The 19,111-nt window shown below is 75.3% G+C and carries 14 protein-coding genes and 1 pseudogene; 2 read left to right on the top strand and 13 right to left on the bottom strand.

The features are described 5' to 3' along the window. The first annotated feature begins 3 nt into the window (after nt 1–3). Nucleotides 4–918, top strand: a complete 915-nt coding sequence (locus AC4IHM_RS25690; RefSeq protein WP_490869364.1) for a LysR family transcriptional regulator — start codon at nt 4–6, stop codon at nt 916–918. A 30-nt stretch (nt 919–948) separates the two neighbouring features. Here the strand turns inward: AC4IHM_RS25690 and cobC are convergent, their stop codons facing one another. From cobC to cobM, 6 genes are read right to left on the bottom strand one after another with little or no spacing between them, the layout of a single operon-like run. Further along, nucleotides 949–2,019 (bottom strand): Rv2231c family histidinol phosphate aminotransferase CobC, encoded by a 1,071-nt coding sequence (gene cobC / locus AC4IHM_RS25695; RefSeq protein WP_490869365.1) that lies wholly within the window; start codon nt 2,017–2,019, stop codon nt 949–951. Next, nucleotides 2,009–2,923, bottom strand: a complete 915-nt coding sequence (locus AC4IHM_RS25700) for a sirohydrochlorin chelatase (protein ID WP_490869366.1) — start codon at nt 2,921–2,923, stop codon at nt 2,009–2,011. The genes cobC and AC4IHM_RS25700 overlap by 11 nt, the downstream gene beginning before the upstream one ends. Continuing rightward, nucleotides 2,920–3,516, bottom strand: coding sequence for a precorrin-8X methylmutase (locus tag AC4IHM_RS25705; protein ID WP_490869367.1), 597 nt, complete (start codon nt 3,514–3,516; stop codon nt 2,920–2,922). Before AC4IHM_RS25705 ends, AC4IHM_RS25700 begins: the two co-directional genes overlap by 4 nt. Beyond that, on the bottom strand, nt 3,513–5,213 hold the full coding sequence (gene cobJ, locus AC4IHM_RS25710) for a precorrin-3B C(17)-methyltransferase (RefSeq protein WP_490869368.1): 1,701 nt from the start codon (nt 5,211–5,213) through the stop codon (nt 3,513–3,515). Before cobJ ends, AC4IHM_RS25705 begins: the two co-directional genes overlap by 4 nt. Beyond that, nucleotides 5,210–6,451: a precorrin-6y C5,15-methyltransferase (decarboxylating) subunit CbiE gene (gene cbiE, locus AC4IHM_RS25715; protein ID WP_490869369.1), complete on the bottom strand. Its 1,242-nt coding sequence runs from the start codon at nt 6,449–6,451 to the stop codon at nt 5,210–5,212. The genes cobJ and cbiE overlap by 4 nt, the downstream gene beginning before the upstream one ends. Continuing rightward, entirely contained in the window at nt 6,448–7,266 is an 819-nt protein-coding gene (gene cobM / locus AC4IHM_RS25720; protein ID WP_490870934.1) for a precorrin-4 C(11)-methyltransferase, read from the bottom strand. Before cobM ends, cbiE begins: the two co-directional genes overlap by 4 nt. A gap of 113 nt (nt 7,267–7,379) precedes the next feature. Between cobM and AC4IHM_RS25725 the strand changes: the two are divergent. Beyond that, nucleotides 7,380–8,107, top strand: a pseudogene (locus AC4IHM_RS25725) (ZIP family metal transporter). A 20-nt stretch (nt 8,108–8,127) separates the two neighbouring features. On the opposite strand, the gene cobI reads toward AC4IHM_RS25725, so the two are convergent. From cobI to AC4IHM_RS25760, 7 genes are read right to left on the bottom strand one after another with little or no spacing between them, the layout of a single operon-like run. Beyond that, entirely contained in the window at nt 8,128–8,859 is a 732-nt protein-coding gene (gene cobI, locus AC4IHM_RS25730; protein ID WP_490869370.1) for a precorrin-2 C(20)-methyltransferase, read from the bottom strand. Continuing rightward, nucleotides 8,856–10,295: a cobyrinic acid a,c-diamide synthase CobB gene (locus AC4IHM_RS25735; protein WP_490869371.1), complete on the bottom strand. Its 1,440-nt coding sequence runs from the start codon at nt 10,293–10,295 to the stop codon at nt 8,856–8,858. Before AC4IHM_RS25735 ends, cobI begins: the two co-directional genes overlap by 4 nt. Further along, entirely contained in the window at nt 10,289–10,888 is a 600-nt protein-coding gene (gene cobO / locus AC4IHM_RS25740; RefSeq protein ID WP_490869372.1) for a cob(I)yrinic acid a,c-diamide adenosyltransferase, read from the bottom strand. The genes AC4IHM_RS25735 and cobO overlap by 7 nt, the downstream gene beginning before the upstream one ends. Next, nucleotides 10,888–12,951 carry a putative cobaltochelatase gene (locus AC4IHM_RS25745; RefSeq protein ID WP_490869373.1) on the bottom strand — a complete coding sequence of 688 codons (2,064 nt, stop codon included), beginning with the start codon at nt 12,949–12,951 and terminating at the stop codon, nt 10,888–10,890. The genes cobO and AC4IHM_RS25745 overlap by 1 nt, the downstream gene beginning before the upstream one ends. Further along, the gene (cobN, locus tag AC4IHM_RS25750; RefSeq protein ID WP_490869374.1) at nt 12,948–16,601 is read right to left on the bottom strand and encodes a cobaltochelatase subunit CobN; all 3,654 of its coding nucleotides are present in this window, start codon (nt 16,599–16,601) and stop codon (nt 12,948–12,950) included. The genes AC4IHM_RS25745 and cobN overlap by 4 nt, the downstream gene beginning before the upstream one ends. Further along, a complete protein-coding gene (locus tag AC4IHM_RS25755; RefSeq protein WP_490869375.1) occupies nt 16,598–18,106 on the bottom strand; it encodes a cobyric acid synthase in 1,509 nt (502 codons plus the stop codon). Before AC4IHM_RS25755 ends, cobN begins: the two co-directional genes overlap by 4 nt. After that, nucleotides 18,103–19,086 (bottom strand): cobalamin biosynthesis protein, encoded by a 984-nt coding sequence (locus tag AC4IHM_RS25760; protein ID WP_490869376.1) that lies wholly within the window; start codon nt 19,084–19,086, stop codon nt 18,103–18,105. Before AC4IHM_RS25760 ends, AC4IHM_RS25755 begins: the two co-directional genes overlap by 4 nt. Nucleotides 19,087–19,111: the final 25 nt, after the last annotated feature.

The raw sequence follows: 19,111 nt of genomic DNA on the forward strand, positions 1-19,111 counted from the left end.
CGCATGCAATTGGATCTGAATCTGCTCACAGCTCTGGACGCGTTGCTCGAAGAGGGGAGCGTCGCCGGCGCCGCGGCCCGGCTCCATGTCACCGCACCGGCCATGAGCCGCTCCCTCGGCCGCATCCGCAAGGCCACCGGTGACCAGATCCTGGTCCGCACCGGCCGCAGCATGGTCCCCACCCCCCGCGCGCTGGCCCTCCGCGCCGAGGTCCACGCCCTCGTGCAGCAGGCCCACCGAGTTCTGTCCGCGCAGCGGGAACTCGACCTGGCGGCTCTGGAGCGGGTGTTCACCGTGCGCTGGCACGACGCCCTGACCGCCGCCTGCGGCCCGGACCTGTTCGCCGCCGTCCGCCGTCAGGCACCGGGCGTGCGGCTGCGCCTGCCGGCCGAGTCCGGCACGGACACGCCCGAGCTGCGACGGGGCGAGGTCGACCTCGAATCCGGCACCGGCCGGCCGGCCCTCCCGGACATCCGCCACCGCCTGGCCGGCCGCGATCAGCTCGTCGTCGCGGTCCGCCCCGGCCACCCGCTCACCGAAGGCCCGCTGACCCTGGAGCGCTACGCCGCCGCAGAGCACCTCACCGTCTCGCGGCGCGGCCGGCTGCGCGACCCGGTCGACGACGCCCTGGCCGCTCTCGGACACGCCCGCCGCGTCGTCGCCGCCGGGCCCACCGCGGCCTTCGCACTGCAACTCGCCCCCGAGACCGACCTGGTGCTCAGCCTCCCCGACGCGGTCACCCGCGCGGCCCGCGACCGGCTCGGCCTGGTCACCCTGCCCCTGCCGTTCCGGATGCCCGCCATACCGCTGTACCTGCTGTGGCACCGGCGCTACGACGAGGACCGCGCCCACGCCTGGCTGCGCGACCTGGCCACCGAAACCCTCCAGGCGCTCTTCGCACCGCCGGCCGCCCCCTGACGGACCCTCGCCGCCGGGGCCGTACGCCGCTCAGGCCCGTTCCGCGAGCGCCCGGCCCAGCGCGTCCAGGAAGCCGTCCGTCGTGGCCCGGTCCCGTACCGCCAGCCGCAGCCACCGCTCGTCCAGCCCCGGGAAGGTGTCCCCGCGCCGCACCGCGTACCCGAGGCCGCGCAGCCGGTGGCGCACCGCGGCGGCGTGGGGGAGGCGGACGAGCACGAAGGGGCCCTCGGCGGGGGCGACGGCCCGCAGCCCGGCGCCGGCGAACTCCGCCAGGCCTGCGACGAGCAGCTCCCGGTCCGCGGCCACGCGGCGGGCGGCCCCGGCCGCCTCCGCCAGGGCCCGCGGCGCCACGCACGCCTCGGCGGCCGCCAGCGCGGGCGTCGACACCGGCCACAGCGGCTGGGCACGCTCCAGGTCCGCGATCGTCTCCGGGGCCGCCAGCACGTACCCGACGCGCAGCCCCGCGAGGCCCCACGTCTTGGTGAGGCTGCGCAGGACGACCAGCCCGGGTACGTCCGTGCGCCCGGCCAGCGCCTCCCGCTCGCCCGGCACCGCGTCCATGAACGCCTCGTCCACGACCAGGGTCCGCCCGGGACGGGCCAGTTCGGTGAGCGCCGCCGCCGGGTGCAGTACCGAGGTCGGGTTGGTCGGATTGCCGACCACCACCAGGTCGGCGTCCTCCGGCACGGCCGCCGGGTCCAGCCGGAAGCCGTCCGCCGCCCGCAGCAGCACCCGGTCGACCGTGTGCCCCGCGTCCCGCAGCGCCGCCTCCGGCTCTGTGAACTGGGGGTGCACCACGAAGGGCCGGCGCACCTTCAGCGCCCGTGCCAGCAGCACGAACGCCTCCGCCGCGCCCGCCGTCAGCAGCACCCGCTCCACCGGCAGCCCGTGCCGGGCCGCCACCGCCGCCCGCGCGGCCCGCCCGTCCGGATAGGCGGCGAGGGAGCCGAGCGAGGCGGCGAGGTGCGCGCGCAGCCAGGCCGGCGGGGTGTCCGCGCGGACGTTCACCGCCAGGTCCACCAGCGCCGCGCCCTCGTCGCGGACCTCGGCGTCCCCGTGGTGCCGCAGATCGTGGCCCCCGGCCCCGGGCTCAGTGCGCATGGGAGTGCGCGTGTCCGTGCCCGTGAGGGTGCCCGTGGTGGTCGCCGTCGTCGTCGGGGTGGAAGTGCGGCTGCTGCGGCAGCCCCACCTTGCCCTCGAAGCCCGGCATCGCGATCCGGTACACGCACGAGTCGCAGTTCATCCGCACATCGCCCCGGACGGCCTCCTCGTAGCGCTCCCACACCAGGTCGAGCAGCTCCGGCTCCGGCCCGATCACGTCCGCCGACCGCACCCCGGTCTCCGGATGCGCGGCGGCCCACTCCTCGCTCTGGCGCCCGACCCGGTCCGGGAGGACGCCGGTGAACAGGAAGTACGGCAGCACCACGACCCGCCGCGCGCCCAGCCGCACACACCGGTCCAGGCCGCCCGGCACGTCCGGCTTCGCCAGCGACACGAACGCCGTCTCCACGGCCGCGTACCCCCGCCCCTCCCACAGCAGCCGCGCCGCCTTGAACACCTCGGCGTTGGCGTCCGGGTCCGTCGACCCGCGCCCGACCAGCAGCACGGTCACCTCACTCGGGTCCCACGAGGGGTCGACCGCCTCGGCCAGCCGCCGCTCCAGCACCCGCAGCAGAGCGGGGTGCGGACCCAGCGGACGCCCGTACGTGTACGAGATGCCGGGGTGGCGCTCCCTCTCGCGGGACAGCGCCGCCGGGATGTCGCCCTTGGCGTGCCCGGCGGACACCAGCATCAGCGGCACCGCGGCGAACCGGCGCACACCGCGCCCGACCAGCTCGGTGACCGCGTCGCCCAGCGGCGGCGGGGACAGCTCGATGAAGCCGCCCGCGACGGGCAGTTCGGGATGGCGGCGGCCCAGCTCGCGCACGAAGTCGCGGAACGCCTCGGCGCCGGCCTCGTCCCGGGTGCCGTGACCGGCGATGAGCAGGGCGGGCGGGGTGGTCACAGCTTCTCCTCGGGTTTCTCCGCCGAAGCGGGGTGGTACAGCAGGGCGTTGAGCGCGGCGGCGGCGACCGCCGACCCGCCCTTCTCGGACACGTTGCTCACGGCGGGCAGCCCGCTCTCGCGCAGCGCCGCCTTCGACTCGGCCGCCCCGACGAAACCGACGGGCAGCCCGATGACGAGCGCGGGCGAGGCGTCCAGGGCGAGCAGCTCCTCCAGCGCGGTCGGGGCACAGCCGATCACCCACAGCGCGCCCGGCCCGACCTGCTCGTGGGCCAGCCGCACCGCGTGCGCCGACCGGGTCAGCCCGGGGCCCGCGACGGCGTCCCTCAGCCGGCACACGGTCTCCCGGCGGGTGATCCCGGCCGCGACCATCTCCACGTCCACGACCACGGGCGCCCCGGCGTGCAGCGCGGTGTGCGCCCCCGCCAGCTCGCCCTCGGCCATCACGAGGTCGGACGCGTACGCCGGGTCGGCGGCGGAGTGGACCACCCGCTCCACCACCGCCCGGGTCAGCGGCGGGAAGTGCGAGGTGTCGAGACGGGCGCGCAGCCGCCGGAAGGACTCCTGCTCGATGGGGTGGACGACGCGGTTCACTCGGGCTCCTCCTGCCAGCGGTAGCCGCGCGGGGTCACCATGCGCCCGGCCGTCTCCCGGGTCGCGGTGTTGCCCACCGTCACGACCGTCATCATGTCGACCGCCGCCGGATCGAGAGCGGCGAGCGAGGTCAGCAGGCTCGACTCGTCGGCGCGCGACGCGTTGCGCACGACACCGACCGGCGTCGCAGGCTCCCGGTGCTCCGCGAGGATCGCCAGCGCCTTGGGGAGCTGCCAGTCCCGGCCCCGGCTGCGCGGGTTGTAGAAGGTCACCACGAGGTCCGCCTCGGCCGCCGCCCGCACCCGCCGCTCGATGACCTCCCACGGCGTGTGCAGGTCCGACAGGCTGATCGACACGTGGTCGTGACCCAGCGGCGCGCCCAGGATCGCCCCGGCCGCCAGCGCCGCCGTCACGCCCGGCACCCCGACCACGTCGATGTCGTCGGACGCCTCGGCAAGCGCGGGCGAGGCCATGGCGTACACCCCGGCGTCCCCGCTGCCGATCAGCGCGACGGCGTGCCCGCGCCGGGCCTCCTCGACGGCCGTCCTGGCCCGCTCCTCCTCCGCGCCGAGCCCCGACTCCAGGACGCGGGTGCCCGGACGCAGCAGGTCGCGGATCTGGTCGACGTACTGGTCGAGGCCCACGAGCACCGAGGCCCGCCGCAGTTCGGCCAGCGCGCGCGGGGTGAGCAGGTCCCGGGCGCCCGGCCCGAGCCCCACCACCGCGAGCCGCCCGCGGCCGGGCCGCCGTACGACGGCACAGGTCGCCATCGCCGGAACCGCCGCCGACTTGCGCTTGGGCACGAGGAGTTCACCGCCGCCCACCAGCGCCGCCGCCTCCGCGACCGAGGGGGTGCCCACGGCCGCTAGCGGGGCGCCGGAGGGGTTGGGCACCGCGACGCCCGCCAGCTCGCCCGCGGGGTGCGTCACCAGGGGCACGCCCAGCCGCTCGGCGGCCCCGACGATCCCGGGCTCCCGCGCCTTGGCGTCCACGGTGGCCAGTTCGGCGACCGACGCCGCCGACAGCCCGGCGTCGCGCAGGGCCTCCTCGACCAGCCCGAGCACCTCCTCGACCGGCGCGCCCCGGGAGGCGCCGACCCCGACGACGAGGGAGGGCGGACGCAGGACGGCCTCACGCCCGGCCGGCGCCACGAGGCGGTCGGTCAGCCGGACCGTGTACGCGTAGTCGGTGCCGTCGGTGGCCTCGGACGTGACCGGCAGCGGCGGCAGCGGCCACGCCACCTCCGCCCGCAGGACCACCGGCTCGCCGTCCAGCAGGGCCCGCGACACCCCGGCGACATCGCCCTCCACCGGCAGCCCGAGCGTGTCCAGGCCGGGCAGCCCGACCGCGTCCGTCGCCGTCGTCACCACGGGCTCGGCGCCCAGCACCTCGCCGACCGCGCGGGCGAGTTCGTTGGCGCCGCCGCCGTGCCCGCCGACCAGCGACACGGCGAACCGCCCGCCCTCGTCGACGCACACCACACCCGGGTCGGTCCGCTTGTCGTCCAGCAGCGGCGCCACGAGCCGGACCACGGCCCCCGTGGCCAGGAAGCACACGAGCCGCTCGCACTCGGCGAACGCGGCCCGTACGGCGTCCGCGACGGGACCCTCGTACACGCGCGTGCGGTCCGGCCACGCCGCCGCCAGCCGGTCCCGCGCCGCCGCTCCCGCCGCCGTGGCGGAAATGAGGCCGATCACTGGGTCACTCCTTCGGTACGGCCGCGGGGCCTGACGCCCCACAGCAGAAAGACGGGATTGGCCGCGGCGAGCCGGGTCACGTCACCCGGCAGCGGCGCGAGCCGGGACGACTGCAGCAGCACCCCGTCGCACTCGAGACCGGCGTCGAGCAGCGTCCGGCGGACCTCCGGCACCCGGTCGAGCGCGGCCAGCGCGACGACCACGGCACGCCGGGTTTGCCGCGCGCACCGCGCGACAACGGCCGGCAGTTCACGCCCGCCGCCGCCCACGAACACGGCGTCGGGGTCCTCCAGGCCGGACAGCGCCGCGGGCGCCGCCCCGTGCACCACCCGGACATCGACGCTGTGCGCGGCGGCGTTGGCGCGGATCCGCTCCACACCGTCCGGCGTCTTCTCGACGGCGGTCACGGCGGCGCCCAGCCGCGCGCACTCCACGGCCACGGAGCCGGAGCCCGCGCCGACGTCCCACACCAGGTCGCCGGGCCGGGGCCCGAGCCGCGCCAGCGCCAGCGCCCGCACCTCGAACTTGGTGATCATCGAGTCCCGATGAACGAACGCCCCTTCCGCCAACGCCCAGCCGCTCCACCCGTCCGTCCCGGTCCGTGCGCCCGCGATCGTGGTGGCCGGGCCCAGGGCCCTGGGCCCGGCCAGGCAGAGGACCACGTTCACCGCCGGGCCCCAGTCACGCCCGGCGGCCTCCGCGGGGGTCACCCGTTCCACGCGCTCCTCGGCGGAGCCCAGCGCGCGGGCGACCACGAGTACGCGCGGGTCGGTGCGCAGGGCGGCGCCCAGTTCCGCGGGGCCCGCCCCGGGGCCCGTCAGCACGGCGACCTTCGGGTGGGACCGGCACAGGTTCACCGCCGTCCGCAGCTCCCGCCCGTGCGCGCTGGCCACCACGGCGTCGTCCCACGGCAGCCCGACCCGCGCGAAGGCGGCGGCGACGGAGGAGACACCGGGCCGCACGTCGAGCAGCCGCGGCCCGAACCGCTCCGCGAGCGCCCGCACGATCCCGAAGAACCCCGGGTCGCCGGAGGCCAGTACGACCACCGGCCGCTCCTCGGCGACGTACTCCGCGACCGTGTCGAGCGCGGGCGCCAACGCCCCGAGGACGACCCGCTCGGCCCCTTCCGGCAGTCGCACGGCGTCCAGATGGCGCCGCCCGCCGACGACCAGCTCCGCACCGGCGGCGACATCCCCGGCGGGCGGCGCCCCCACCCCCATGCCCACCACGGTGATCACGTGCTCGCACCCCGCGTGCGCAGCTCCCGGCGCGCCTCGGGGTCGGCCCTGCGATAGCCGTGGAAGTGCCCCGGGTGGTACAGGTGCGAGCGGGTGCCGTGCGCGTCGAGGGCCGGACCGACCAGGAACAGGGTGTGCTTCCAGAGCCTGTGCTCCTTGACCGTCTCCTCCAGCGTGCCGATCGTGCACCGCACCACCAGCTCCTCCGGCCAGGTGGCCTGGTACGCGACGACGACCGGCGTCTCGGTCGGATAGCCGCCCTCCAGCAGCTCCCGCACCAGCTGGCCGCTGCGCGCCGCCGACAGGAAGATCGCCATGGTCGTCCCGTGCCTGGCGAACTCGCGGACCTCCTCCCCGGGCGGCATCGGCGTCTTGCCGCCGCCCAGCCGGGTGAGGACCACGGACTGCGCCACCTCCGGGATCGTCAGCTCCCGCCGCGCCAGCGCGGCGACCGCGGAGAAGGCGGAGACCCCCGGCACGATCTCGGTCGCGATGCCGATCTCCGCGCACCGGTCCAGCTGCTCCTGGGTGCCGCCCCACAGGGCGGGGTCGCCGGAGTGGATGCGGGCCACCCGCAGCCCCTCGGCCCGCGCCCGCCGGTAGACGGCGACAACGTCCTCAAGCGACATCGTCGCCGAGTCCAGCACCTCCGCGCCCTCCCGCGCGTGCTGGAGCACCTCCGCCTGGACCAGGCTCGCCGCCCAGATCACCACGTCGGCCTCGGCGATGGCCCGCGCGGCGCGGAACGTCAGCAGGTCGGCGGCGCCGGGACCGGCACCGACGAAGGTCACCCGGCCGGTGCGGGCGGCGGCCACGGAAGCCTCGGGAGCCACGGAAGCCATGGGAATCGGTCCTCTCCTACGCATATTTACTGCGGTTGCTGCTGTCGTGCGCGCGTGAACGCGTCCTGATCGGATAGCAAGGGCCCATGGCGGTCTTCGTCGCGCTCGGCGCGTTCCTGATGACGCTGGTCGGTGGCTGGACGGCACAGCGCGTGACCGACCGGCGGCACCTGGTCCTGGGCCTGGCCGGCGGTCTGATGCTGGGCGTGGTCGGCCTCGACCTGCTCCCGGAGGCGCTGGACGCGGCGGGCGACGAGGTGTTCGGCGTGCCCGCGGCACTGCTGCTCTTCGTCGCCGGATTCCTCCTCGCCCACCTGGGGGAACACCTGCTGGCCGCCCGCCGCGCCGCGCACGGCGCGGTCGAGCACGGACAGCGTTCCCCGAGGTCGGCCTGACGGCCGCGGCCGCGATGGTCGGGCACAGCGCGATGGACGGCGTGGCGATCGGCGCCGCCTTCCAGATCGGCGGCGGCATGGGCGCGGCGGTCGCCATGGCGGTGATCGCCCACGACTTCGCGGACGGCTTCAACACCTACACGCTGACCAGCCTGTACGGGAACGCCCGCCACCGGGCGATCGCGATGCTGGTCGCCGACGCCCTGGCCCCGGTGGCCGGCGCGGCCTCCACGCTGCTCTTCTCCATCCCGGAGAGCGTGCTCGGCGCCTATCTCGGCCTGTTCGGCGGCGTACTGCTCTACCTCGCCGCCGCCGAGATCCTCCCCGAGGCCCACCACGAGCACCCCGCCCGCTCCACCCTGCTGTGCACGGTCGCCGGCGCGGCGTTCATCTGGCTGGTGGTGGGCCTCGCCGAGTGAGCGGCCGCCTGCCGGGCGGCTCACAGTTTCCCGCCCCGTCCGCCCGCGCGCCGGGCGGGCGCGATGAGCGTCGACAGATACGGCAGCGGCGTACCGTCCAGCTCCGCCGCCGCCCGTACGGACTCCTCCGGCAGCCCCAGCGCCGAGCCCCACACGGCGTCGTCCAGCCGCCCGGTCTCCCGCAGCGCCTCGGCGACCTCGGCCGCCCGCCGTCCGAACTTGTAGGCGACGACCGTGCCCGGCCCGTCCAGGGCGTCCTTGAGCACGGCGGCCCCCGCGGTGACCGGCACCAGCGTCAGCGGCTCGGTGCCCTCCGTCAGCACGGCACCCGACCGTGCCGCGAGGTCCTGCATGGCGGTGATGCCCGGCACGGTCTCCACGACGGTGCCCGGCACCAGTTCGCCGATGGTCTGCGCGAGATAGGTGAACGTCGAGTACACGTTGGGATCCCCGATGGTCGCGAAGGCGACGGCGCCGTACTCCCGCAGCAGCCCGGCCACCCGGTCCCCGGCCGCGTCCCAGGCCGCCTCGCGCCGCGCCCGGTCGGTGCGCTCGTTCAGCGCGAACACGACCCGGACGACCTTCTCGGCGGGCACGTAGTGCAGCACGGTCGCCTCGGCCCGCCCCCGCTCGCCGGTGTCCATGACGGGTACGACGACGGCGTCGGCGGCCCGCAGCGCGTTGACGCCCTTGACGGTCACCAGCTCGGGGTCCCCGGGCCCGACGCCCACTCCGATCAGCCTGCTGCTCATGACGTCCGGCACCTCTCCACGAACCGACGGGCGACACCGGGCTCGGACGCCCAGTGCGTGTGCAGATAGCTCGCGTGCACACCGCGTTCGGCAAAGCCCTCGACGCGCCGCTCGGGCGCCCGCATCCCCCACGCCGGTGCCGCCCCGGCCCCGGGCTCCACCACCGTCCGGTGGAACTCGTGGCCCCGCATCCGCGTCCCCGCGGCGGCCAGCGCGCTGTCCGACACGGCCACGGCGTCCCGGTAGCCCAGCGTCAGCCGCTGCGACATCCGCGCGGACGCGTCCAGCACCCCGCACATGGGCAGCCCGTCCAGCTCCCGGCACAGATACAGCAGCCCGGCACACTCGGCGGCCACCGGAGCACCGCTCAGCGCCAGCTCGGCGACGGCCTTGCGCAGCGGCTCGTTGGCCGACAGCTCGGAGGCGTACACCTCGGGAAACCCGCCCCCGATCACCAGCCCCCGGGTCCCCTCGGGCAGCTCCTCGTCCCGCAGCGGATCGAAGGTGACGACCTCCGCCCCGGCGGCGGCGAGCAGCTCGGAGTGCTCGGCGTAGGAGAAGGTGAACGCGGCTCCGCCGGCGATGGCGACGCGCTCTTTCGGCCCGTCCGGTGTTCGAGGCCGGGGCCGGAGGCCGACCGGGGGGTCCGGGAGTGCGGCCCCCGGGCACGGGACGGGACGGGGAACCCGGGCGGCGCCCGCATCCCAGGCCGCGCAGTCCAGCGCACCGGCCCCGCGCGCGAGCCCGACCAGCGCCTCGAGATCACACCCGTCGGCAACCTGCGCGGCCATCGCCGCGACCGCCTCCACCGCCTGCGACCCCCGCTCGGCGACCGGCACCAGCCCCAGATGCCGCGACGGCGTCTCGACCCGGGCGGCCCGCCGCAGAACACCGAGCACCGGCACCCCTGCCGACTCCAACGCCTCCCGCAGCAGCGCCTCGTGCCGGTCCGACCCCACCTTGTTGAGGATCACGCCCCCGACCCGCACCCCCGGGTCCCAGGACGCGAACCCGTGCACCAGCGCCGCCACCGACCGCGACTGCGCGGACACGTCCACGACGAGCACGACCGGCGCTCCGAGGAGCTTGGCGACCTGGGCGGTGGACGCCAGCTCACCCTCCCCGGCGGCCCCGTCGTACAGCCCCATCACGCCCTCGACCACGGCGATGTCGCACCCGCGCGCCCCGTGCAGGAACAGCGGCCCGACCAGCTCGGGTCCGCACAGGTAGGCGTCGAGGTTGCGCCCCGTCCGCCCGGTGGCGAGCGCGTGGTAGCCGGGGTCGATGTAGTCGGGCCCGACCTTGTGCGGGGACACGGCGAGCCCCCGCGAGGCGAGCGCCGCCATCAGCCCCGTGGCGACGGTGGTCTTGCCGCTGCCCGAGGAGGGCGCGGCGATCACCAGCCGGGGCACGGACCCGGACCGGGAAGTCACCACTCGATGCCCCTCTGGCCCTTCTGCCCGGCGTCCATCGGGTGCTTGACCTTGGACATGTCGGTGACCAGGTCCGCGAGGCCGACGAGCTGGTCCGGCGCGTTCCGCCCCGTGATCACGACATGCTGGGTCCCGGGCCGGTCGCGCAGCACGGACACCACCTCGTCGGTGTCGACCCACCCCCAGTGCATGGGGTACGCGAACTCGTCCAGCACGTACAGCCTGTACGTCTCGGCGGCCAGGTCCCGCTTGACCTGCTCCCAGCCCTCCCGGGCCTTCTCCTCGTTGTCCAGCTGGGCGTCCCGCTGCACCCACGACCAGCCCTCGCCCATCTTGTGCCAGTCGACGCTGCCGCCCTCACCACTGGCGCCCAGCACCCGCAGGGCGTTCTCCTCGCCGACCTTCCACTTCGCCGACTTGACGAACTGGAACACCCCGATCGGCCAGCCCTGGTTCCAGGCGCGCAGTGCCAGCCCGAAGGCGGCCGTCGACTTGCCCTTGCCGATGCCCGTGTGCACGACGACCAGCGGACGATTGCGCCGCTGACGGGTCGTCAGCCCGTCGTCCGGTACGACACTCGGCTGCCCCTGCGGCATTACGCGGCCCTCCTGCTGCCCTGAACGTCCTTCACCAGACCCGCGATCGAGTCCGCCCGCAGCTCGGCCGGCGTCACCGCGGTACCGCCCAGCTCACCCGCGAGCTGCCCGGCCAGCCCCAGCCGCACCGGCCCCGACTCGCAGTCCACGACCACGGACGCGACGCCCTCGGCGGCGAACAGCCGCGCCGCCCGTCCGGCGAGGGCCACCGGCTCGGGGCCGCCGGTGGCCCGCCCGTCGGTCACCACGACCACCAGCGCCCGCCGCGCCGGATCCCGCAGCCGCTCCACCCGCAGCACCTCGTGTGCTCTGAGCAGCCCGGCCGCCAGCGGCGTACGCCCGCCCGTCGGCAGCGACTCCAGCCGGGCCGCCGCCGCGTCCACCGACGAGGTCGGTGGCAGCGCGACCTCGGCGGCCGAACCCCGGAAGGTCACCAGCCCCACCTTGTCCCGCCGCTGGTAGGCGTCGAGCAGCAGCGACAGCACGGCGCCCTTCACGGCACTCATCCGCTGCCGCGCGGCCATCGAACCGGAGGCGTCCACGACGAACAGCACGAGGTTGGACTCGCGGCCCTCGCGCGTCGCCTGCCGCAGATCGTCCCGGCGGACGACCAGCCCCCGCCCGCTGCGCCCGCGCGCCCGCTGGTGCGGCGCCGCCGCCTGCACGGTCGCCGCGAGGTGCAGCTTGGTCAGCGCCCCTCGCGGACGCCGGGCCCCGGTGGTCCGCCCGTGCTCGGTCCGCGCCCGCGAACGCCGCCCGGCGGCACCCTCGCCCAGTCCGGGCACGCTCAGCACCCTGGTCCGGAACGGCTCGGCGGCACGCGCGGGCGACTGCTCGCCCGAGCCGCCCCCGGAGGCCTGCGGCTCCCCGCCCTCGCCGGCCTCGGGCCGCGCGGCGGTGTCACCGTCGCCCTGTGGGGCGTCGTCGGGCTCGGGCCGCCCACCGGGACCACCGGGCCCGTCCGGGTCGGGATCGTCGTCACCGTCCCCGTCCCCGTCCCCGTCCTGACTGTCCTGACTGTCCTGACTGTCCTGACTGTCCTGGCCGTCCTGCCCGCCGAACTCCTCCAGCGTCTCGTCGAGCCTGTCCTCGTCGAGGCCCGGCGCGTCGAAGGGGTTGCGCCTGCGCCGGTGGGGGAGCGCCAGCAGCGCGGCCTGCCGTACGTCCTCGGCCAGTACGTCGGTCCGCCCGGCCCACGCCGCCAGCGCGGTCGCCGTCCGCGCCATGACGATGTCGGCCCGCATGCCGTCCACCTCGAAGGCCGCGCAGGTGGCCGCGATCTGCCGCAGCGCCCCGTCGCCCAGCCGCACCGACGGCAGCAGCTCCCGCGCCGCCACGATCCGCGCCCGCAGGGCGGCCTCCTCGCCGGCCCAGTGTCCGGCGAAGGCGGCGGGGTCGTCGTCGTAGGCCAGCCTGCGCCGCACGACCTCCACGCGCTGGTCCGGCTCGCGCGAGGCGGCGACCTCGACGGTGAGCCCGAAGCGGTCGAGGAGTTGGGGCCGCAGTTCCCCCTCTTCGGGATTCATGGTGCCGACGAGCAGGAACTTCGAGGCGTGCCGCACCGACACCCCCTCGCGCTCGACGTAGGAGGCGCCCATGGCGGCGGCGTCCAGCAGGAGGTCCACGAGGTGGTCGTGGAGGAGATTGACCTCGTCGACGTAGAGGATCCCGCGGTGCGCGTCGGCGAGCAGACCGGGCTCGAAGGCCTTCACACCCTCGGACAGGGCCCGCTCGATGTCGAGGGCGCCGACGAGCCGGTCCTCGGAGGCGCCGACGGGCAGCTCGACCATCCGCGCGGGCCGCGCCACCGGGGCCCCGCTCTCATGCGGCCCGTCCGGGCAGGCGGGGTCGGGGGAGGCGGGGTCGCAGGAGAAGCGGCACCCCGGTACGACGGCGACCTTCGGCAGCAGTGCCGAAAGCGCCCTCACCACCGTGCTCTTCGCAGTCCCTTTCTCGCCCCGGACCAGGACTCCGCCGACCGATGGGCTCACAGCGTTCAGGAGCAGGGCCAGCCGCAGCTCGTCCTGCCCGACCACGGCCGTGAACGGGAACGGGGTACTCACTTGTCGTCGCCCTCCAAGTCGCCTTCCAGCTCCAGATACATGGCGCGCAGCCGCTCCAGGGTGTCCTGGTCCGGCTCCGCCCACAGCCCGCGGTCCGCCGCCTCCAGCAGCCGCTCCGTGATGCCCCTGAGCGCCCACGGGTTGGACTTCTTCATGAAGTCCTGGTTCTCCGGTGAGAACACGTACTCGGCGGACAACTTCTCGTACATCCAGTCGTCCACGACCCCGGCCGTGGCGTCGTAGCCGAAGAGGTAGTCCACGGTCGCCGCCATCTCGAAGGCACCCTTGTAGCCGTGCCTTCTCATGGCGCTCATCCAGCGCGGGTTGACCACCCGCGCCCGGAAGACCCGGTGCGTCTCCTCGCCCAGCGTCCGCGTCTTCACCTGGTCCGGCGTGGCGGAGTCGCCGACGTAGGCCTCGGGGGACTCGCCCGTCAGATGCCGCACCATCGCGACCATGCCGCCGTGGTACTGGAAGTAGTCGTCGGCGTCGACGAGGTCGTGTTCGCGCGTGTCGACGTTCTTCGCCGCCACCGCGATCCGCCGGAACGCCGTCTCCATGTCCCCGCGCGCCGCCCGCCCGTCGAGCCCGCGCCCGTAGGCGTAGCCGCCCCACACCGCGTACACCTCGGCGAGATCCGCGTCGCTGCGCCAGTTGCGGGCGTCGATCAGCGGCAGCAGGCCCGCGCCGTACGCGCCCGGCTTGGAGCCGAAGACACGGGCCGTGGCCCGGCGCCGGTCGCCGTGCTCGGCGGTGTCCTCGTCGGCGTGCGCCTTCACGTAGTTGGACTCGGCCGGCTCGGCCAGCTCGGCCACCGCCCGCACCGCGTCGTCGATGAGCCCCACCACGTGCGGGAACGCGTCCCGGAAGAAGCCCGAGATGCGCACCGTCACGTCGATGCGCGGTCGGCCCAGCTCCGCCACCGGCACGATCTCGAAGCCCGTCACCCGGCGCGAGGCGTCGTCCCAGACGGGACGGCAGCCCAGCAGCGCCAGGATCTCGGCGATGTCGTCGCCCTGGGTGCGCATCGCGGACGTGCCCCACACCGTGAGGCCGACGGACTTCGGGTACGCGCCGGTGTCGCTCAGATACCGCTGGATCAGCGAGTCCGCGAGGGACTGACCGACCTCCCAACTCAGCCGGGACGGGATCGCCTTGGGATCGACGGAGTAGAAGTTCCGGCCGGTCGGCAGCACGTTGACCAGGCCGCGGGTCGGGGAGCCCGACGGGCCCGCCGGGACGTAACCGCCGTCCAGGGCCCGCAGGATGTGCCCGATCTCGTCCGTGGTCCGGGCGAGCCGCGGCACCACCTCGGCGCAGGCGAACTCCAGCACCGCGACGGCGTCGGGCAGTTCGGTGCCCAGCACCTCCCGCACCAGCCCCGCCACGGCCGTGCCGTCCCAGTCCCGGGACTCCATGCCCTGCGCGAACCGCCGGCACAACTGCTCCAGCAGGTCGATCGCGTCGGCCGCCGACCGCGCGGGGCCCTCCACCAGCTCCGTCAGCTCCACCGGCACCTTCACCGGGGCGCCCGGCTCGGCCAGCAACTCCTTCTCCACCAGCCCGAAGTGCTCGGCCAGCGAGGCCCGCAGACCCGGCAGCGCGTTCGCCCGACCGCCCCACACCTGCGAGGCGCGCAGCACCGCGAGGACGAGGTTGACGCGGGGCTCGCCCTCCGGGCCGCCGCCCAGGATGTGCAGGCCGTCGCGGATCTGCACGTCCTTGATCTCGCACAGATAGCCGTCGATGTGCATGACGAACTCGTCGAACGCGGCGTCGTCCGGCTGGTCGTCCACACGCAGGTCGTGGTGCAGCTCCGCCGCCTTGACCAGGGTCCAGATCTGCGCCCGCACCGCCGGTGCCTTCGTCGGGTCCAGGTCGCAGACGAGCGCGTACTCGTCGAGCAGTTGCTCCAGCTTGGCCAGGTCGCCGTAGGTGTCGGCGCGCGCCATCGGCGGCACCAGGTGGTCGACGACGGTGGCGTGCCCGCGCCGCTTGGCCTGGGTGCCCTCGCCGGGGTCGTTGACGATGAACGGGTAGATCAGCGGCAGGTCGCCCAGCACCGCGTCCGGCGCGCATCCGGCGCTCAGCCCGAGGCCCTTGCCCGGCAGCCACTCCATCGTGCCGTGCTTGCCCATGTGCACGATCGCGTCGGCGCCTAAGGTGTTGTCCAGCCAGCGGTAGGCCGCCATGTAGTGGTGCGAGGGCGGCATGTCCGGGTCGTGGTAGATCGCGATCGGGTTCTCGCCGAAACCGCGCGGCGGCTGGATCATCACGACGACGTTCCCGAACCGCAGCGACGCCAGCACGATGTCGTCCCCGTCGACGTACAGCGAACCCGGCGGTTCGCCCCACGCCTCCCGCATCCCGTCCCGCAGCCGCGGGTCCAGTTCCTCGAACCAGGCCCGGTAGTCGGCCAGCGGCACCCGTGCGGGCGCGGAGGCCAACTGGTCCTCGGTCAGCCACTCCACGTCGTGGCCGCCGGCCTCGATCAGCCGGTGGATCAACTCGTCGCCGCCGGACGGATATCCGCTCACCCCGTACCCCGCGTCCCGCAGCGCGTCCAGCACCCGCACCGCCGAGGCCGGGGTGTCGAGGCCGACCGCGTTGCCGACGCGGGAGTGCTTGGTCGGGTACGCCGTGAAGACCAGCGCGAGCTTCTTGTCGGCGTTCGGCTTGTGCCGCAGGGCCGCGTGCCGCACCGCGATCCCGGCGACCCGTCCGGCCCGCTCGGGGTCGGCGGCATAGACCGGCACGTCGTCGGGGCCCTGCTCCTTGAAGGAGAACGGCACCGTGACCAGCCGCCCGTCGAACTCCGGGATGGCGACCTGCATCGCCGCGTCCATGGGGGAGAGCGCGGCGTCGGAGGCCTCCCAGGCGGCCCGGGAGGAGGTCAGGCAGAGCCCTTGCAGCACCGGGACGTTCAGGTCGGCCAGCGCCCCGATGTCCCAGGCCTCCTCGTCGCCGCCCGCCGACGCCTGCGAGGCGTGTGTGCCGCCCGCCGCGAGGACGGTGGCGACCAGGGCGTCCGCGCGGCCCAGCAGCTGGTACAGCCCGGTGTCGGCGCCGCGCAGTGAACCGCAGTACACGGGCAGGGCGTTGGCGCCGTGCGCCTCGATCGCCTCGCACAGCGTGTCCACGAAGGCGGTGTTGCCGCTCAGTTGGTGGGCACGGTAGAAGAGCACGCCGACCGTCGGGCGGCCCCCGGTGAACGGGCGCTCGCCGTGGACGCCGTACTCCGGCATCTTGCGCGGCTCGTCGAAGCCCTCGCCGGTCAGCAGCACCGTGTCCGACAGGAAGCGGGCGAGCTGGGCGAGGTTGTCCGGGCCGCCCTCGACCAGGTAGCGCAGGGCCTCGGCCACCACCCCGGCCGGCACCGACGACTCGGCCATCAGCTCCGCGTCCGGCACGCTCTCGCCGCCCAGCAGCACGGTCGGGATCCCGGACGCCTTCAGCGCCGCGAGCCCGTCCTCCCAGGCGCGCCTGCCGCCGAGCAGGCGTACGACGGCCAGGTCCGCGCCGTCGACCAGCGCCGGCAGCTCCTCGGCGACATCGACCCGGGTCGGGTTGCCGATCCGGTAGGCGGCGTCCGACGCACGGGCCGCCAGCAGGTCCGTGTCGGCGGTCGACAACAACAACACTGTGCTCATGCGGGTGCTCCCGGTGGGATGAAGGGCAGTCCTTGCGGCGCGCCGGACTCGATGAGGCGCCACAGCGTGTCCGTGTCCGCGTGCTGTTCGATCAGGTCGCCGAGCCGGTCGAGCTGCTCCTCGCGCAGCGCGGCGAACGAGGTGTCGGGGGCCGGCACGAAGCGGCGGCCCGCGGCGGCGGCCACCTCGCGCAGGAACGCCCGCCGGAAGCCGTCCGACTCCAGCGAACCGTGCCAGTGCGTGCCCCAGGTCTGGCCGACCCGGCAGCCGTCCAGGAAGGGTGTTCCGCCGAGGACCTCGGCGACCCCGTGGTGGATCTCGTATCCCTCGACCTGCTCGCCGAGGGCCTCGCCCACCGGCCGGGTGAGGGTCTTCTCGCGGGCGAACCGCACCCGTACGGGCAGCAGTCCGAGCCCGTCGACGTGCCCGGCGCGCGACTCGACCTCGTCCTCGATGTGTTCGCCGAGGAGCTGGAAGCCGCCGCACAGGCCGAGTACGGGCCCGTGCCCGGCGGCCCTGCGGCCGAGCGCGTCCGCGAGCCCCCGCTCCCGCAGCCACTCCAGCGCCCGGACCGTCCCCCGGGTGCCGGGCACGACCACGAGGTCCGCGTCCGCCAGCTCCTCCGGCCGGTCCACGAACCGCACCACGACGCCCGGTTCGGCGGCCAGCGCGTCCACGTCCGTGAAGTTGGACATCAGCGGGACCGCGCAGACCGCGATCCGCAGCACGTCCTCGCCGACCGGCGGCGCGACCGCCGACTCCCGCACGGTCCCGCGCAGCGACACCCGCAGCCCGTCCTCCTCGTCGATGCCGAGCCCGTGCCGGAAGGGCAGCACGCCGTATGTGCGGCGCCCGGTGAGGTGTTGGAGCATGTCGAGGCCGGGTGCCAGGAGCGAGACATCGCCCCGGAACTTGTTGACGAGGAACCCGGCGACCAGTGCCTGGTCCTCGGGCGCGAGCAGCGCCACCGTGCCGAAGAAGGACGCGAAGACGCCTCCGCGGTCGATGTCGCCGACGACCAGGACGGGGAGCCCGGCGCCCCGGGCGATCCCCATGTTCACGATGTCGGTCCGGCGCAGGTTGATCTCGGCGGGGCTGCCCGCGCCCTCGCAGATCACCGCGTCGTGGGTGCCCCGCAGTTCGGCCAGGCAGTCGAGCACCGTGCCGAGCAGCCGCCGCCGGCGCCCGCCGTGGTAGCCGCGGGCGCTCATCTCCCCCACCGGCCTGCCGAGCAGCACGACCTGGCTGCTCTGCTCGCCGCCGGGCTTCAGCAGCACCGGGTTCATCAGCGCGGTCGGCTCCACACGGCACGCCTGCGCCTGCATGGCCTGCGCCCGCCCGATCTCGGCGCCCTCGCGGGTCACGAAGGAGTTGAGCGACATGTTCTGCGCCTTGAAGGGCGCGACCTTCACCCCCTGGCGCACCAGCCAGCGACAGATCCCGGCGGTGACGACACTCTTGCCGGCATCGGAGGTGGTACCGGCGACAAGAAGCCCACCGCTCACGACACACGCCCCTTCCGGGCAGCACCGGTGGCCCTGGCGGCGCCGTGGGCGAGGAGGCGGGTGCTCGCGCACACGAGCAGTGCCAGCCGGCTCACGCGTCGGGACAGTCGTACGGCGCGGTCGATGTCGCCGGAGGCGGCCGTGACGGCGCGCCCCGCCGCCGCGTTGAGGACCGGCCGGTGTTCGACGCGTCCGCCGTAGGAGAGCGTCCCGCCCAGCCGTACGCCGAGGGCGCCCGCGAACGAGGCCTCCACGGGCCCGGCGTTGGGACTCGGATGCCGCGAGGCGTCCGCGCGCCAGGCCCGTACGGCGCCGCGCGGACCGCCGCCGGCCACGACGGTCAGGACGGCGGTCAGACGGGCGCCCGGCCAGCCCGCGAGGTCGTCGAGCCGGGCCGCGGCCCAGCCGAACCGGCGGTACCGGGGCGACTTGTGGCCGACCATGGCGTCCAGCGTGTTCACGGCCCGGAAGCCGAGCAGCCCCGGCACCCCGCCGACGGCGCCCCACACCAGGGCGCCCACCACCGCGTCGGAGGTGTTCTCGGCGACCGACTCCACCACGGCGCGGGCGATCCCGTCGGCGTCCAGCGCCTGCGGGTCCCGCCCGCACAGGTGCGGCAGCCGCGCCCGTGCCGCCTCGATGTCCCCGGCCTCCAGGGCCCGGCCGACGGCGCGCGCCTCACGGGCGAGCGAGGTACCGCCGACGACGGCCCAGGTGGCCGCGCCGGTCAGCGCGACGGAGGCGACGGGGGAGCGGCGTACGGCGTGCGCGGCGGCCGAGCCCAGGGCGGCGGCGCCACCGGCGCACACGGCGGCGTACAGCGCGCCCCAGCCCCGGTGGTCCCGCCACAGCACCCGCTCCACGGCACCGGCGGCACGGCCGAACGCGGCGACCGGGTGCCCGCGGCGCGGATCGCCGAGGAGGAGGTCGCCGAGGAGGCCGGCGGCGGCGCCGTACGCGAAGACGCGTTCGGCACGCACGGGGCTCAGCCGGTCACACGGTCAG

This window comes from Streptomyces sp. SL06, from assembly GCF_058244745.1.